We start from the raw sequence: 15,229 nt of genomic DNA, 5'->3' as shown, positions 1-15,229 counted from the left end.
ACGCAAGGGTCTCCGCCCTGCGTTCGAAATCTATCGGCGCTTTATTGAAGGCGGACTGATCGCCGCCTTGCCCACCGTAAGCCGAGCCTCGTCGGGGCGGGCAGGGGCCTGGGCAAAGTAAAGGAGGAGGTGACGGCCAACGGCCGGCGCCGGGGGACATTTGCCCAGGCCCCTGCCCGCCCCGGCGGGGCCCATCAGTTCGCAGAGAGTCCAAGCGAGGAAGCGCTATTCAATCCAGAAGCCAGGCAAAAAAAGACCCGGCAGAGGGAGGGATCTGCCGGGTCCGGATTGCATGGGGGGAGGGACCCATGCAATGAGCGTTGCGTCGCGTCAGTGACTGTTCGCGTCCGCCGTTGATTCGTTGTAACCCTGCACCAGTTCGGACCAGGCCTTGCTGGCCTGCAGGCCGAGACCGACCACATCCTGCTGGGCCTGGCCCAGCCGCTGCAGGTTGTCCTGCCACAGCTGTGCGCCCCTGTTGAGCATCCCGGCCGCGTCGTCGCTGCGGGCCAGTTCACCCAGCCAGCCGCCGGTCGCGGTCAGGTTGCGCTCCATCGCCTTCAACTGCACGCCGAACATGCTTTCCGCGTTCTCCAACGCCAACCGGTTCGCACGCGTTGCCGCGGCGGCGAGCTGGCGGGTGGCATCACTGAAGCGATCGCTGAAGGCGGCGGCCATGGGGCATCAGGGAGTGGCTTGATGCATTGCAGCATACGCCCTTGATGCGGCAATGCAACAAAAATAACAAAGGCGCTCAGGGCGCCTTTGAAAAACCTTTCAGATCAATGAGTTGATCAGGCCGTCGGACCGCGGTAGCGGCAGCCGGAGGTGCAGGTTTCGTGCACGGTGATCTCGCTCAGCGCTGGCAGGCTGGGCTTGAGTTCGTTCCAGATCCACACCGCCAGGTTCTCGCTGGTCGGGTTCTCCAGGCCGGGGATGTCGTTGAGGTAATGATGGTCCAGGCGGTCATAGATGGGCTGGAAGGCCGCCTTGACGTCGCCGAAGTCCATGATCCAGCCGGTCTGCGCGCCGGGCTCGCCCTCGACCTTCAGTTCCACCCGGAACGAGTGGCCGTGCAGGCGCGCGCACTTGTGCCCCGGCGGCACGTTGGGAAGGCGGTGCGCCGCCTCGAGCATGAAGACTTTGAAGATTTCCATGGCGCAATTGTACGCCGCAGGTGGCCGGCCATCCTGAGTGGATGTCGGGCTTTCGTGAAGTAACTCTTTCCATCCGGATGAAGAGATGATAGTTTCTCTTATATCCGTATGAAGAGATGTTATTGGCCGGACCCGGCCCAGGCATGGACTACTGCGGAACTTCGTCGTCCTTACCACCTCCCCACATCGTCATGCCCAAGCACACCCTGCTCGTGGCGGCCTTGGCCGTCGCTCTGGCCGCGCCTTTGTCCGCCGCCGCCGAAACCTCCGCCGACGCCGTTGGTGACGCCAATACCCTGGCCGCCGTGCGCGTCACCGGTTCCAACATCAAGCGCACCGATACCGAGGCCTCCAACCCGGTGCAGGTGATCGGTCGCCAGCAGCTGGAACAGACCGGCAAGGCCACCGTGGCCGACGTGCTGCGTTCGATCTCGGCCAACACCGGCAACGCCGCCAACGAAACCACCAACAACGGCTGGGCGTCCGGCTCGGCCGGCATCGGCCTGCGTGGCCTGTCGCAGAAGAACACGCTGGTGCTGCTCAATGGTCGCCGCCTGGCCAACTACGGTTTCCCGGCCGGTGGCCTGTCCGACACCTTCGTCGATCTCAATGCGCTGCCGCTGGTCGCGGTCGAGCGCATTGAAGTGCTCAAGGACGGCGCCTCGGCGGTATACGGTTCCGACGCCGTGGCCGGCGTGGTCAACATCATCACCCGGCAGAACTTCGAAGGCGCCGAGATCGGCGGCAGCTTCGGCGGTGCCGACCAGGGCGGCCTGCACGAGCAGAACCTGAAGTTCGTCGGCGGCCTCGGTGATCTCGACACCGACGGCTACAACATCCTCTTCAGCCTGCAGGGTTACAACCGCGAGCGCCTGGACCAGGACGAGCGCAACCTGACCCGCAGTGGCATCTACACCGACAAGCCCGGTGGCCGCTGGAACGGCTGGTCGGCCAAGGGCGCACGCTACCTGGTCAACGGCGTGTCGATGCCGATGCTCGATGCCAACGGCAACTGCCCGGCCGGCACCACCCGCGTTGCCAGCGCGCCGATCGATGGCCTGTCCGGTGATACCTGCGGCTTCAACCAGGCACCGTTCACCACGCTGATCCCCTCTACCAAGCGCTATCAGGCCTACGCCAACGGTACGTTCCGGCTGAATGACAGCGTTGAGGCCTTCGGCGAAGTGCTGTACAGCCAGATCAAGAGCGCCGCGTGGTTCGGCAGCAGCCCGTTCTTCACCCTGGAGAGCGGCCGCTTCGCACTGAACGCGGACAGCGGCCTGGCCGAGCCGGTGTCGTCGCTGCTGCCGGCCAGCAATCCGTACAACCCGTACGGCCGTGCGATCCCGATCGAGTACACCTTCTTCGACCTTGGCGGCACGATCAAGACCAACCGCTCCACCGCCTATCGCGGCGTGTTCGGTCTGCGCGGCACCACCGCCAACTGGGACTGGGAAGTGGCTGCATTCGGTGCGCGCAGCAGTGAGCGGGAGAGTGTGTCCGGCGGGTTCGCCAACCGCTGGGCGCTGGCCAACGCACTGTCCACGGGCAGCTACAACCTGCTTGACCCGGCAGCCACGCCGCAGTCGGTGCGTGATTCGATCAACATCGCCACGCTGCGTCCGGCCGAGTCCAAGCTGCAGGGCATCGATGCGAAGATTTCCGGCAGCCTTGGCCGCACCTGGGCCGGCGAGATCGGCTTCGCCGCGGGTGCCGAGTGGCGCCGCGAGAAGCTCGATTCCAACAACCCGTGGCAGATCGATGCCGGCCTGCAGGTGCGCCCGGCCATCGCAGAAGTACATGGCCAGCGCCAGGTCAGTGCCGCCTACGCCGAAGTGAACGTCCCGCTGGCCTCGACGCTGGAGCTGTCCGCCGCCGCGCGTGCCGACCATTACGATGATTTCGGCGATGCCTTTTCGCCGAAGATCGGCCTGCGCTGGCAGCCGCTGGACTTCCTGCTGGTACGTGCATCGGCCTCGAAGGGCTTCCGTGCGCCGTCGCTGTCGGAGAACTCCAACAGCACCAGCATCGCCTACGGCAGCGTGGTCGATCCGCGTGATCCTGACGTGCCGGGCTCGCGGCAGAACCCTACCTTCTTCACCGTTGGCAACAACGCGCTGAAGCCCGAGCGCACCAGGAGCGTGAACTTCGGCGTGGTGCTGTCGCCGTGGGCCAACACCAACCTGAGCGTGGACTACTACCGCATCCAGCTGGACAACCTGGTCGGCACCAACAACACCCAGACCCTGGTCAACGACAACGTGGCCGGCGCGGTGCAGCGCGATGAACGCGGCAAGCTGCAGGCGGTCTACAACCGCTACCAGAACCTGAGCGAGCTGAAGACCTCGGGCATCGACGTCGAACTGCGCCAGCGCATCCCGACCGCGGCGCTGGGTGACTTCACCGTGTCCTCGGCCTACACCCACGTGCGCGACTACCGTCGCCCGACCGTGGTCGGTGGACCGCTGGTTGACTACGCCGGCAGCAACCTGGGCGCGACCCTGCCCAAGGACAAGGCCACCACCACGCTGGACTGGAAGTACGGTGATTTCAACGCAGCCGTGACCTGGTACTACACCAGCAGCTACCGCCAGGAAGCCAGCACCGCCGCCAAGGCCGTGCAGCAGCGCGTCGGCAGCTACAGCCAGTACGACCTGTACCTGGCCTACACCGGCATCGACAAGCTGACGCTGTATGCCAAGGTGCAGAACCTGGCCGACAAGACGCCGCCGTACGACGCCTCGTTCCCGGGCATCCGCGCGCCGTACGACTTCAGCCAGTACGACCTGCGCGGCCGCTACTTCACGCTGGGCTTCGATTACCGCTTCTGATCCACCCGCCGCGGCCGGCCACCTGAAGGGACCGGCCGCGCAACTGTCTGCCGTTGTGTTCCAGGGGAGTCACCGTGTCCTTGCATCGTGCCGTTCTTCCGTTGCTGCTTGCCGCCGCCACTGTACTGTCCTGCCCGCAGCCGGCGCAGGCACAGAGTGCCTATTTCTTCCCGCAGGCCACGGATGCGGAAGCCTTCGATGCAGCGGTGCCGACGCCGGAGCAGTTTCTCGGCTACCCGATCGGTAGCCGCTACACCCGGCACGACCAACTGGTGGCGTACTTCCAGGAGCTGGCCAGACGCTCGGACAAGATCAGCGTGCGCGGAATCGGCCGCAGCTACGAGGACCGCCCGCTGTTGATCGCCACCGTCACCGCTGCAGGCAATCATGCGCGGCTGGAACAGATCCGCCGGCAGCACGCGACCCTGGTCGATCCGGCGCAACCGCGCAGCGCGGCCGGTGACAGCCCGGTGGTGGTGTGGCTGGGTTACAGCGTGCATGGCAACGAGACCTCCAGTGCCGAGGCGGCGATGCTGACCGCTTACTACCTGGTGGCCAACCGCAGTGCCGAAACCCAGCAGTGGCTGCAGCACGCGGTGGTGCTGTTCGATCCGGCACAGAATCCGGACGGCCGCGACCGTGCCGCCAACTGGCACAATGCCTGGGCCTCCCATCCGGCGTCGGCCGACCCCGCCGACAAGGAACATGTCGAGCCGTTCCCGCAGGGTCGCACCAACCACTATTTCACCGATCTCAACCGCGACTGGCTTGCCCTGACCCAGCAGGACTCACGGCCGAAGGTGGAGGTGTTCCACCAGTGGTACCCGAACGTGCAGATCGATTTCCACGAAATGGGCAAGGACAGCACGTACTACTTCGAGCCTTCGCCGAAGAGCATGCACAGCCCGTTGATTCCGGCGCCGTCGTACGAGTTCAACAAGACCCTGGCCAGGTACCATGCGCAGGCGCTGGATGCCTTGGGTTCGCTGTACTACACCGGCGAGAATTTCGACAACTTCTCGCCGGTGTATGGCTCGACCTATCCGGACTTCCACGGCGCGGTCGGCGTCACCGTCGAGCAGGCCAGTTCGCGTGGCCGCGTGCAGGAATCGGTGAACGGCCTGCTGACCTTCCCGTTCACCATCCGCAACCAGGTCGCCACCGGGCTGGGCACGGTGCGTGGCGCGGTGACCGAGCGCAGCGGCCTGTTCGACCTGCAGAAGCAGTTCTTCCAGAGTGCACTGAAACAGGCCGCGCAGCAGCCGGTGAAGAGCTTCGTGTTCGGCGATGCGCATGATCCGGCACTGACCCGTCGCCTGCTGGAACTGTTGCTGCTGCATCGCATCGAGGTGCGCGCGCTGGAGCGTGCAGTCACCGTCGATGGGCAGCGCTTCGATGCCGGCAGCGCCTACGTGGTGCCGGTGCAGCAGGCGCAGTTCCGCCTGGTGCATTCGATCTTTGCCGAGACGCCGCCAATCAAGGGGGATGTGTTCTACGGCAGCACCAGCTATGCGATCGCACCGGCCTACGGCGTGGCGTTCGCCGGCAGCCGTAGCCGTATCGAGGGTGGCGCACGCGTGACTGCGCTGCCGGCGGAGCAGGGCGCGGTGCTGGGGGGCCAGGCCGGATTCGCGTACGCGATCGACTGGCGCGACTACAACGCCGGGCGCGCGCTGGCCGCGCTGCAGGGCAAAGGCGTGAGCGCACGTGCGGCATTCCAGCCGTTCACCACCGCGACCGCGCAGGGCGACGTCAGCTTCGCCGCCGGCAGCCTGGTGATTCCGGTTGCCGGGCAAACGCTGCAGGGCGCGGCGCTGCTTGAGGCAGTGACATCGGCCGCGCGTGAGGCAGGTGTGCAGGTGCATGCGCTGTCCAGTGGCCGCAGCCGCGAAGGCATCGATCTGGGCAGTGACGGCGTCAAGGCGCTGCGCAAACCCGCGGTTGCGCTGGTGATGGGGGAGGGCGTGGCCGCCACCGAGATCGGCTCGGCCTGGTTCCTGCTCGACCAGCAGTTGCACTTGCCCGCCAGCAAGCTGGACCCGCAGCAGCTGGGCAAGGTGCCGCTGGACCGCTACACCACGATTGTTTTGTCCGGCGGTACCTATACGGGCGTCGATGCCACGGCAGTGGCTGCACTGAAGCGCTGGGTGCAGGCCGGTGGTTCGCTGGTGACCTACGGCAGTGCCTCGAAGTGGGCGATCGAGCAGAAGCTCGCCGACGGCGAAAAGCTCGGCAAGGAAGAAGAGACTGCCGACGAGAGCCGCCGTGCGTTCGGCGACCAGCGCGACATCGCCGCGATCGAGCGGGTCAGCGGCAACATCCTCAGCGCCGATGTGGACACCAGCCACCCGCTGGCGTTCGGCGTGCCGCGCCGGCAGCTGGCGATCAACAAGGAGAACACGGTGACGCTGCAGCCGAGTGCGAACCCATTCTCCACGGTGGTACGCATCGACACGCCGCCGCGGGTGAATGGCTATCTTTCCGAGCGCAACCGTGCGCGGGTGGCGGGCAGCGCGTGGCTGCTGGTGTCGGCGCAGGGGCAGGGCAACGTGGTGCTGTTCGCCGACGATCCGGCGCACCGGAAGTACTGGCACGGGACGGACCGGTTGCTGATCAACGCGATCTTCTTCGGGAATCTGGTGAATCCGAGTAAAGCGCGGGGTTGAGGTTTTACGCGCCTTGATTGATGCGTGTGGGGGAGGCCGGGCGGGCTGCGCAGGACACGCTGTAAATACGTCCATGTAAGCTCGATCGGCGCATCCATGCGCCTCACGGTCCTGCGCAGCCCGCCCGGCCTCCCCTCGACAGGTTCCTGCGGGCGCGGACGCATCGAACCCAAGGCGGGAGCAAAAGCAAAAGCAAAAGCAAAAGCGGGCACTGCGGCTTCGGCTTTTGCCTTTGAATTTGAATTTGATCTTTCTTCTCCCGGCTACCCGGCGGGAGAAGAAGGCGCAGGCAATGCTTGAAGCGGATGGGCATGGGGGCAGCGCAGAACCGTTGGCGCCATGGATGGCGCCATCGAGCTTACATGGACGTATTTACAGCGTGTTCTGCGCTGCCCCCATGCCCATCCGCCCTCGGTACCGCCACCGCGTGCTTCATCACCCGGTAGCCAGCAACAAAAAAGGACGGCGCGTCAGCGCCGTCCCTCGATAGCCTCCCGCGCAACGGGAAGCACAACAGCTGTCAGCTGTGATCAGCCGGCGCGACCGCCGCCATTGCCTCCCTGGCCGCGGCCACGGCCGCCACCATTACCGCCACTGCCACGACGCTGGCCCTGACCGGCGCCTGCACCCGCGCGCTGCTGGCCGTTGCCACCGCCCTCGCGACGGCCACCACCGGCCTTCTTCGGGCCGGCATGCGCATGGCGCGGCGCATCACCGTGCGGACGGCGTGCGTGGCTCTTGCGCGGTGCGCGCTCGCCGGTATCGTGCTCGGCCTTGCCCGGCGCACTGTTGCCCCAGCGGATCGGCGTCTGCAGCTCGAAGCCCGGCACATCGCGGATGTCCATGTCGCGGCCCAGCAGGCGCACGATCGCGCGCAGCAGCTTCACTTCATCCTGCGCCACCAGGGAGATCGCCTGGCCGGTGGCGCCGTTGCGGCCGGTACGGCCGATGCGGTGCACGTAGTCCTCAGCCACCATCGGCAGGTCGAAGTTGATCACCTTCGGCAGCTCGTTGATGTCGATGCCGCGCGCAGCGATGTCGGTGGCCACCAGCACGGTCACGCGGCCGGCCTTGAAGTCGCCCAGCGCACGCAGGCGCTGGCCCTGGCTCTTGTTGCCATGGATCGCCGCGGTCTTGATGCCCGACTTTTCCAGGAACGTGGCCAGCTTGTCGCTGCCGTGCTTGGTACGGGCGAACACCAGGGTCTGCTCGCGGCTGTCCTGCGCCAGCAGGTGCAGCAGCAGGTCGCGCTTGCGGCCGGCATCGACCGGATGCACGCGATGGGTGATGGTTTCGGCCACGGTGTTCTTCGGCGTCACCTGGATCTGTTCCGGGTTGCGCATGAACTCCAGCGCCAGCTGGCGGATGTTGTCCTCGAAGGTGGCCGAGAACAGCAGGGTCTGGCGGTTCTGCTTCGGCAGCTTGGCCAGGATGCGCTTGATCGACGGCAGGAAGCCCATGTCGAGCATGCGGTCGGCTTCGTCCAGCACCAGCAGTTCAATGCCGGACAGGTCGACACTGCGACGCTCCAGGTGGTCGATCAGGCGGCCCGGGCAGGCCACCAGCAGGTCCACGCCACGGCGCAGGATGTCCAGCTGGTTGCCCATGCCGACGCCGCCGTAGATGCAGGCGCTGGGAATGCGCAGGTACTTGCTGTAGCCGCGCAGGCTGTCATGCACCTGGGTGGCCAGTTCGCGGGTCGGGGCCAGGATCAGCGCACGCGGCTTGCGCGGGCCGGCACGCACTTCCTGCGAGGCGGTGCCCAGGTGCTGCAGCAGCGGCAGGCCGAACGCGGCGGTCTTGCCGGTACCGGTCTGTGCGCCGGCCAGCAGGTCGCGACCGGCCAGGGCCAGCGGGATCGCCTGCTGCTGGATCGGGGTCGGGGTTTCGTAGCCCTGCTCGGCAAGCGCACGCAGCAGGAAGGGCGCCAGGCCCAGCGATTCAAAAGACATTGAGATTGCTCCAGGTACAAGAAACGCCTGTCCGAACGGACAGACGGGGGCAGATCAAAGTGATCGGCTGACTCGGAGCGTTCCCGTGAACCGCGCTGCGAGAAGTTGGGTGCAGCCGGCACGAAGCGCAGGCTGGAATGCGTGACGAACGGCGTCGGAGTGGGGGCGGGCGAAGAGGGCGGACCCTGGTCGCCGGCGATCCCGAAGGGAAACGGACGGCCGCTGCAGACCTGCCTAGTCTAACCGATGGCTGAGACCTCGCGCAAAAAGCCCCGTTCAGGTAAGGGGTTCTCTCTGCAGGGCTGCGCCCTGCACCCGCAGAGGAGGGAGCAACGTCAAAGGCCGGGTTCCTGTGGGCAGGCGGGGTCGGTCCGGTGGCAGGGGACGCTGCAAGTACGTCCATGTAAGCTCGGTCGCCGCATCCATGCGGCTCACGCCCCTGTCACCGGACCCACCCCGCCTTCGACAGTTTTCCGCGATCTGTCGAATCTCATTCGATCAATTTCGGTGTCTGACGGATCTCGACGATGAATGATGTGGATGTTCGATCAGTCATTGGGAACCTGTCGGGGGTCACTTCAGGGATGGGTTTACGGCGTGTCCTGCCCACCCACACCGCCCCGCCATCCCACGGAATGCAGGCTTTTGACGTTGCCGTTGCTTCTGCAGGTGCAGGGCTGCAAGCCCTGCCGCCCCCTCCACTACGGTAGGGTGGGCCGATGCCGCGCTGCAGCTTGGCGTCGCCGCAGATTTGATTACACTTGAAACTTGTTTGCCCACGACTCCGGACACCCACCCATGAAGCTTGGTTCTTTGAAGGAAGGCGGCCGCGACGGCACCCTGATCGTCGTCTCGCGTGACCTGCGCCACGGCGTGCGCGCCACCGGCATTGCCGCCACCCTGCAGCAGGCCCTGGAGGACTGGAGCCACATCGCACCGCGCCTGAACGCCCTGTACGAATCGCTCAACGCTGGCGACGCCGATGGCGTATTCGACCTCGATCCGCAGGCGCTGGCCGCACCGATGCCGCGTGCCTATGAATTCGTTGACGGCAGCGCCTACCTGCCGCACGTCGAGCGCGTGCGCCGCGCACGTGGCGCCGAGGTGCCGGAGAGCTTCTACACCGACCCGCTGATGTACCAGGCCACCAGTGCGGGGTTCTACGGCCCGCGCGATGCGGTCAAGGTGGTCAGCGAGGACTACGGCATCGACCTGGAAGCGGAGATCGTGGTGATCACCGACGACGTGCCGATGGCGGCCACCCCCGAACAGGCCGCCGGCCACATCCAGCTGGTCGGCCTGGTCAACGATGTCTCGCTGCGCAACCTGATCCCGGGCGAGCTGGCCAAGGGCTTCGGCTTCCTGCAGTCCAAGCCGCGTTCGGCGCTGTCGCCGGTGTTCGTCACCCCCGATGAGCTGGGTGCTGCGTGGCAGGACAGCAAGGTGCACCTGCCGCTGCTGACCCACATCAACGGCCAGTGGTTCGGTGCGCCGGAGGCGGGCGTGGACATGCAGTTCAACTTCGCCCAGCTGGTCGCGCACGCGGCCAAGACCCGCCCGCTGGGTGCCGGCACCATCGTCGGCTCGGGCACCATCGCCAATGAAGACACCAGCAAGGGTGCCTCGTGCTTCGCCGAGCAGCGCGTGGTCGAGACCCTGCGTGACGGCAAGCCGAGCACGCCGTTCATGTCCTTCGGCGACGTGGTCCGCATCGAGATGCTCGACGCTGCCGGCAACAGCATCTTCGGTGCGATCGAGCAGCGCATCGAACAGGCGGCCAAGCCCTGAGCATGGAGGCGGCGGTGGAGATTCCGGTCGACGACGGCATCGTGCTGTACACCTACTGGCGATCCAGCGCCGCCTACCGCGTGCGCATCGGCCTGGAGCTGAAGGGCCTGGCCTGGGAGGCGCGGCCGGTGCATCTGGTGCGCGACGGTGGCGAGCAGCACCATGAGGCTTATCGCGCGCTCAATCCGCAGCAGCTGGTGCCGACCCTGCTGCATGATGGGCACACGCTGACCCAGTCGCTGGCGATCATCGAGTACCTGGAAGAGCGCTTCCCACAGGTGCCGCTGCTGCCGGCCGATGCTGCGGGCCGCGCACGGGTGCGGGCGCTGGCGCAGCTTGTGGCCTGCGATATCCATCCGATCAACAACCTGCGGGTGATGCAGTACCTGGAACGCGACCTGCAGCTGCCTGCCGACGCCCGCACGCAGTGGACCCTGCACTGGATCGCCGAAGGCTTTGACGCGATGGAAGCGATGCTGGCCAACAGCCGCGACACCGGCACCTTCTGCCACGGCGACCGTCCTGGCCTGGCCGACATCTGCCTGCTGCCGCAGCTGTACAACGCACACCGCTTCGGCCTGGACCTGACGCCGTACCCGACCCTGCGCCGCATCGAAGCGGCGTGCCAGGCAGTGGACGCCTTCGACCGCGCGCGCCCGGAAAACCAGCCCGACGCCGCCTGACGGGCCGCTTCGCTCGCCGGGCGCGGCCCGGCGCTACCGGTCCCCGGTCCGTGGTAGCGCCGGGCCATGCCCGGCGGATGCCCCATCCCCTCGCAACATCTGCCGAAGGTCTTCCCGGAACAGCCGATAGCCGGCCTCGCGGCGGGCATCGCCGGCCTGTCGCAGCACCCACGCCGGGTGCACCGTGGCGTAGCCGCGGGTGCCGTCCTCGAGGGTGTGCCAGCGTCCGCGGTCGCGTGAGAGGTCGAAATCTCGACCGAATACCGAGGCTGCCGCAGTCGCGCCCAGGCACACGATCACCTGCGGCCGCACGCGCGCGATCTCACCCATCAGCCAGGGCCGGCAGGCCTGGATGTGACGGCTCTCCGGCCGCTTGTGCAGCCGCACCTTGCCGCGCCGCTCATGGTGGAAGTGCTTCACCGCGTTGGTGAGGTACAGCGTGGCGCGATCGATCCCCAGTTCCGCCAATGCGCGGTCCAGCACCTGGCCGGCAGGTCCTGCAAATGGCTGCCCACGCAGATCTTCGGTGTCACCGGGTTGCTCTCCGACCAGCATCACCCCGGCCCCTGCCGGCCCCTGTCCGAACACGGTCTGCGTGGCCTGCTCCCACAACGGGCACTGGCGGCAGGCGCTGGCCTGTCCGCGCAGATTGTCCAGGCTGCTGGCTTCGGCTTCGGCTGCCGATGCCGGAGGGTTCGCTCGCAGCGGAATCCTGCGTTGCGGTGCCTGCGCGGGACGGTCATGCATTTCCTGCACGCGGTCGGCCGCATCGCGCACCAGGCGTGGCAGCAACTGTGCTTCAGGCAGATGGCGCCAGTACTTGGCCGGCATCTCCTGCATCATCATCCGCGTGTTGAGCCGGGCCGGATTGAAGATGCTGGCGTAGTAGGTCTGCCACAGCGACTCGCGTGCATCCTCGGCCGGGGCATCCTCGCGCCGTGCACCGGGGCCGAAGGCAAGCGCCTGCCCATCCCAGGCGACGCTGCGCGAAGGCGTGAGGATGGCCCAGCGCATGCCGGTGAAGCGGCGCGCGAAGAACGGCGCGACGCGGTCGACGATGTGGTGCTGTGGCTCGAACCAGGCGATGAACGCATCAGGCTGGCCAGGCACTTCGCGGAAGCGCACGAATGCCTTCATCTTGTGCGTGTCGCGGCGGACCGCCTGTGCCATGGCCATCGCCCTCAGTACGTCGGCATCGGCAGGGTTTGACAGCACCGAGCGTTCGCCATGGGCGATGCGCCACAGCAACCGGTACAGGAGGGCCATGCGTTGTCCGTCGCGATGGCACAGGCAGGTGGCCGCCAGTTCCAGGAAGTCGCGCGGTACCGTCGGTGCGCCAGCATCGGCCTGAGCGGGCGCCGAGGTGACCGCGGGCGCGTCCAGCAGTGATGCGTCGCTGCCCTCGAGCCAGTCCAGCTGCTCCGGCGCGACGCCGCGCAGCAGGGCTTCGCGCGCACCGCTGCGCCAGGCCTCCAGCGACCATGGCGGATCCACCCGCAGCGACCAGCGCTGCGCGTCAGGCCGCGGACGGGGCATCGAACAGCGAACCCTGTCGCGGCGGCGGGGCCAGCTGCGCACGCAGCGCCGCCGGGTCGTCCAGTGCTTTGCGCGGGTGATGGTCGGCCAGCAGCACGAACGGCAGCAGCTTGCTCATCGGTGCCTTCAGGCGCGCGAGGTCGGCCACGCGCAGCCGCCCGTGACGGCGTGCCATCAGCACGCGCTTGACGTTGCGCACGCCAAGCCCGGGCACGCGCAGCAGCATCTCCTTCGGTGCCCGGTTCAGATCGACCGGAAAGCGCTCGGGGTGGCGGATCGCCCAGGCCATCTTCGGGTCGATATCCAGGTCGAGCATGCCGTCCTGGGTGGTATCGGTAATCTCATCCACGCCGTAGCCGTAGAAGCGCAGCAGCCAGTCAGCCTGGTAAAGGCGATGTTCGCGCTGCAGCGGTGGCGGCTGCAGTGGCAATTGCCGGCTGGCGTCCGGAATCGGGCTGAACGCGGAGTAGTAGACCCGGCGCATGCGGTAGTTGCCGTACAGGCTGTCGGCGCTGGCCAGGATCTGCTGGTCGTTTGCCCCGTCCGCGCCGACGATCATCTGGGTGCTCTGCCCGGCCGGTGCGAAACGGGGAGGGCGCGGGCGAGTGCTGCGGCTGGCCGACGGTGCCACCGCTGCGGGGGCCTTGCGAGCTTCCTTGGCTTCCTCGATGCGCCAGCGCAGTTCGCCCATCGCGCCACGGATGGAATGAACCGTCTTCTCCGGCGCCAAGGCGCTCAGGCCGGCTTCGGTCGGCAGTTCCACGTTGATGGACAGGCGGTCGGCATAGCGCCCGGCACTGGCCAGCAGTTCCGGCGAGGCCTCGGGAATGGTCTTGAGGTGGATGTAGCCGGCGTAGCGGTGTTCTTCGCGCAGCTGCCGGGCCACTTCCACCATCTGTTCCATGGTGTAGTCCGCATTGCGGATGATGCCGCTGGACAGGAACAGGCCCTCGATGTAGTTGCGCTTGTAGAAGTCCAGGGTGAGCGTGACCACCTCATCCACGCTGAAACGCGCACGGGGCACGTTGCTGGAAACCCGGTTCACGCAATAGGCGCAGTCGTAGACGCAGAAGTTGGTCAGCAGGATCTTCAGCAACGAAACGCAGCGGCCATCGGGCGTGTAGCTGTGGCAGATGCCCATGCCCTCGGTGCTGCCGATGCTGCCGCTGGCGCGTGAGTCACGCTTGCCCGAACCGCTGGAGGCGCAGGAGGCATCGTACTTGGCGGCATCAGCCAGAATGGCCAGCTTGCGGATGGTTTCCATTGAGGAAACCTACGGATGAGCGGTCTCATTGGATGAGACCGCCCCTGAATTCTTCAGAAAAGAGGGACGGAGGGGATCGAGTCGCAAGTGCACAAACGACTTGATCCCCTCCGTCCCCTTTTTCGTGGGATCAGAAGCCGTGGGTGATGCTGGGTGCGCCCGCCGAGAAATCCGCGTACGGGTCGTGCTCGCCGCTGCTGCCTTCGGACAGGCGGAACTTCAGGGCCAGGCCATCGCGCGAGTCGGCCGCGCGCAGCGCTTCCTCCTGCTCGATGGTGCCGGCCTTGGCCAGCCGGAACAGGCACTGGTCAAAGCTCTCCATGCCTTCCTCCAGCGAGGCTTCCATCGCCGCCTTGATTTCGTGCACCTGGCCGCGGCGCAGCAGGTCGCGGATCATCGGCGTGTTGATCAGCACCTCGGTGGCCGGCAGGCGACGGCCCTCCTTGTTCTTCACCAGGCGCTGGCTGATCACCGCACGCAGGTTCAGTGCCAGGTTCATCAGCACGTTCTTGTGCGCGCTTTCCGGGAAGAAGTTGAGGATGCGCTCGATGGTCTGGTCGGCATTGTTGGAGTGCAGGGTCGCCAGGCACAGGTGGCCGGTCTCGGCGAAGGCGATTGCCGCCTCCATCGTTTCCGCATCCAGGATCTCGCCGATCAGGATCACGTCCGGCGCTTCACGCATCGCGTTCTTCAGCGCGTTGTGGAAGGCATGGGTGTCCAGGCCGACCTCGCGCTGGTTGACGATCGACATCTTGTGCTTGTGCAGGTACTCGATCGGATCCTCGATGGTGAGGATGTGACCGGTGGTGGTGCTGTTGCGGTGGTCGATCATCGACGCCAGCGAAGTCGACTTGCCGGAGCCGGTGGACCCCACCACCAGCACCAGCCCGCGCGGGGTCATGATGACGTCCTTCAGCACCTGCGGCAGGTTCAGCTCCTCGATGCTCGGGATGCGGCTGCGGATGGCGCGGATGACCATGCCGACCTCGCCCCGCTGCTTGAACACGTTGACGCGGAAGCGCCCGGCATCGGGCAGGGCGATGGCCATGTTGAGCTCCAGCTCGCGCTCGAACTGCGGCACCTGGCCCTCGTCCATCAGCGAGTAGGCGATCTTCTTGACCATGCCCGGCGGCAGGCCGGTGTTGCCCAGCGGATAGAGCTTCCCCTCGATCTTGATGTAGACCGGTGCCCCGGTGGTCAGAAACATGTCCGAAGCGTTCTTTTCGGTCATCAGCTTCAGGAAGTAGCCGATATCCATTGCGAATTTTCCCCAACGAAACGGCCGACGCCCGTTGCCAGCACGGTGTCGGCTTGACGACAATGGCCGTGAACCGACAACCGGTACGGCCTCC

Annotated in this window: 11 protein-coding genes; 5 read left to right on the top strand and 6 right to left on the bottom strand. The window is 66.4% G+C overall.

Annotated elements, in window-relative coordinates; translation table 11 throughout:
• Positions 1–330: 330 nt before the first annotated feature.
• Together AC2A1N_RS01045 and queD are read right to left on the bottom strand one after the other, a co-directional pair.
• Entirely contained in the window at positions 331–678 is a 348-nt protein-coding gene (locus AC2A1N_RS01045) for a phasin family protein (protein WP_061480483.1), read from the bottom strand.
• A 116-nt stretch (positions 679–794) separates the two neighbouring features.
• The gene (gene queD / locus AC2A1N_RS01040) at positions 795–1,157 is read right to left on the bottom strand and encodes a 6-carboxytetrahydropterin synthase QueD (RefSeq protein WP_005407953.1); all 363 of its coding nucleotides are present in this window, start codon (positions 1,155–1,157) and stop codon (positions 795–797) included.
• Between the two features lie 191 nt (positions 1,158–1,348).
• Between queD and AC2A1N_RS01035 the strand changes: the two genes are divergently transcribed.
• From AC2A1N_RS01035 to AC2A1N_RS01025, 3 genes are all read left to right on the top strand, one after another.
• Positions 1,349–3,988, top strand: coding sequence for a TonB-dependent receptor (locus tag AC2A1N_RS01035; protein WP_242893245.1), 2,640 nt, complete (start codon positions 1,349–1,351; stop codon positions 3,986–3,988).
• Positions 3,989–4,062: 74 nt separating this feature from the next.
• The gene (locus AC2A1N_RS01030; protein WP_242893242.1) at positions 4,063–6,654 is read left to right on the top strand and encodes a M14 family zinc carboxypeptidase; all 2,592 of its coding nucleotides are present in this window, start codon (positions 4,063–4,065) and stop codon (positions 6,652–6,654) included.
• Between the two features lie 96 nt (positions 6,655–6,750).
• On the top strand, positions 6,751–6,954 hold the full coding sequence (locus AC2A1N_RS01025) for a hypothetical protein (protein WP_242893240.1): 204 nt from the start codon (positions 6,751–6,753) through the stop codon (positions 6,952–6,954).
• Positions 6,955–7,184: 230 nt separating this feature from the next.
• Here AC2A1N_RS01025 and AC2A1N_RS01020 read toward each other — a convergent pair whose 3' ends face one another.
• Positions 7,185–8,606, bottom strand: a complete 1,422-nt coding sequence (locus tag AC2A1N_RS01020) for a DEAD/DEAH box helicase (protein ID WP_242893238.1) — start codon at positions 8,604–8,606, stop codon at positions 7,185–7,187.
• A 798-nt stretch (positions 8,607–9,404) separates the two neighbouring features.
• Between AC2A1N_RS01020 and AC2A1N_RS01015 the strand changes: the two genes are divergently transcribed.
• Complete coding sequence (locus AC2A1N_RS01015) at positions 9,405–10,394, top strand: fumarylacetoacetate hydrolase family protein (protein ID WP_065179110.1); 990 nt, start codon at positions 9,405–9,407, stop codon at positions 10,392–10,394.
• 14 nt (positions 10,395–10,408) lie between these two features.
• A complete protein-coding gene (maiA, locus tag AC2A1N_RS01010) occupies positions 10,409–11,077 on the top strand; it encodes a maleylacetoacetate isomerase (RefSeq protein WP_111200780.1) in 669 nt (222 codons plus the stop codon).
• A 33-nt stretch (positions 11,078–11,110) separates the two neighbouring features.
• Here the strand turns inward: maiA and AC2A1N_RS01005 are convergent, their stop codons facing one another.
• From AC2A1N_RS01005 to AC2A1N_RS00995, 3 genes are all read right to left on the bottom strand, one after another.
• Entirely contained in the window at positions 11,111–12,613 is a 1,503-nt protein-coding gene (locus AC2A1N_RS01005) for a UdgX family uracil-DNA binding protein (RefSeq protein ID WP_242893236.1), read from the bottom strand.
• A complete protein-coding gene (locus AC2A1N_RS01000; protein WP_242893233.1) occupies positions 12,594–13,877 on the bottom strand; it encodes a putative DNA modification/repair radical SAM protein in 1,284 nt (427 codons plus the stop codon). The genes AC2A1N_RS01005 and AC2A1N_RS01000 overlap by 20 nt, the downstream gene beginning before the upstream one ends.
• 130 nt (positions 13,878–14,007) lie before the next feature.
• Positions 14,008–15,135: a PilT/PilU family type 4a pilus ATPase gene (locus AC2A1N_RS00995; protein ID WP_049416904.1), complete on the bottom strand. Its 1,128-nt coding sequence runs from the start codon at positions 15,133–15,135 to the stop codon at positions 14,008–14,010.
• Between the last annotated feature and the right edge of the window lie 94 nt (positions 15,136–15,229).

The sequence above is a fragment of the Stenotrophomonas maltophilia group sp. SKK55 genome, from assembly GCF_057179845.1.
Note: the sequence above shows the minus strand (reverse complement) of the source record. Positions and strands in the feature narration are given on the sequence as shown.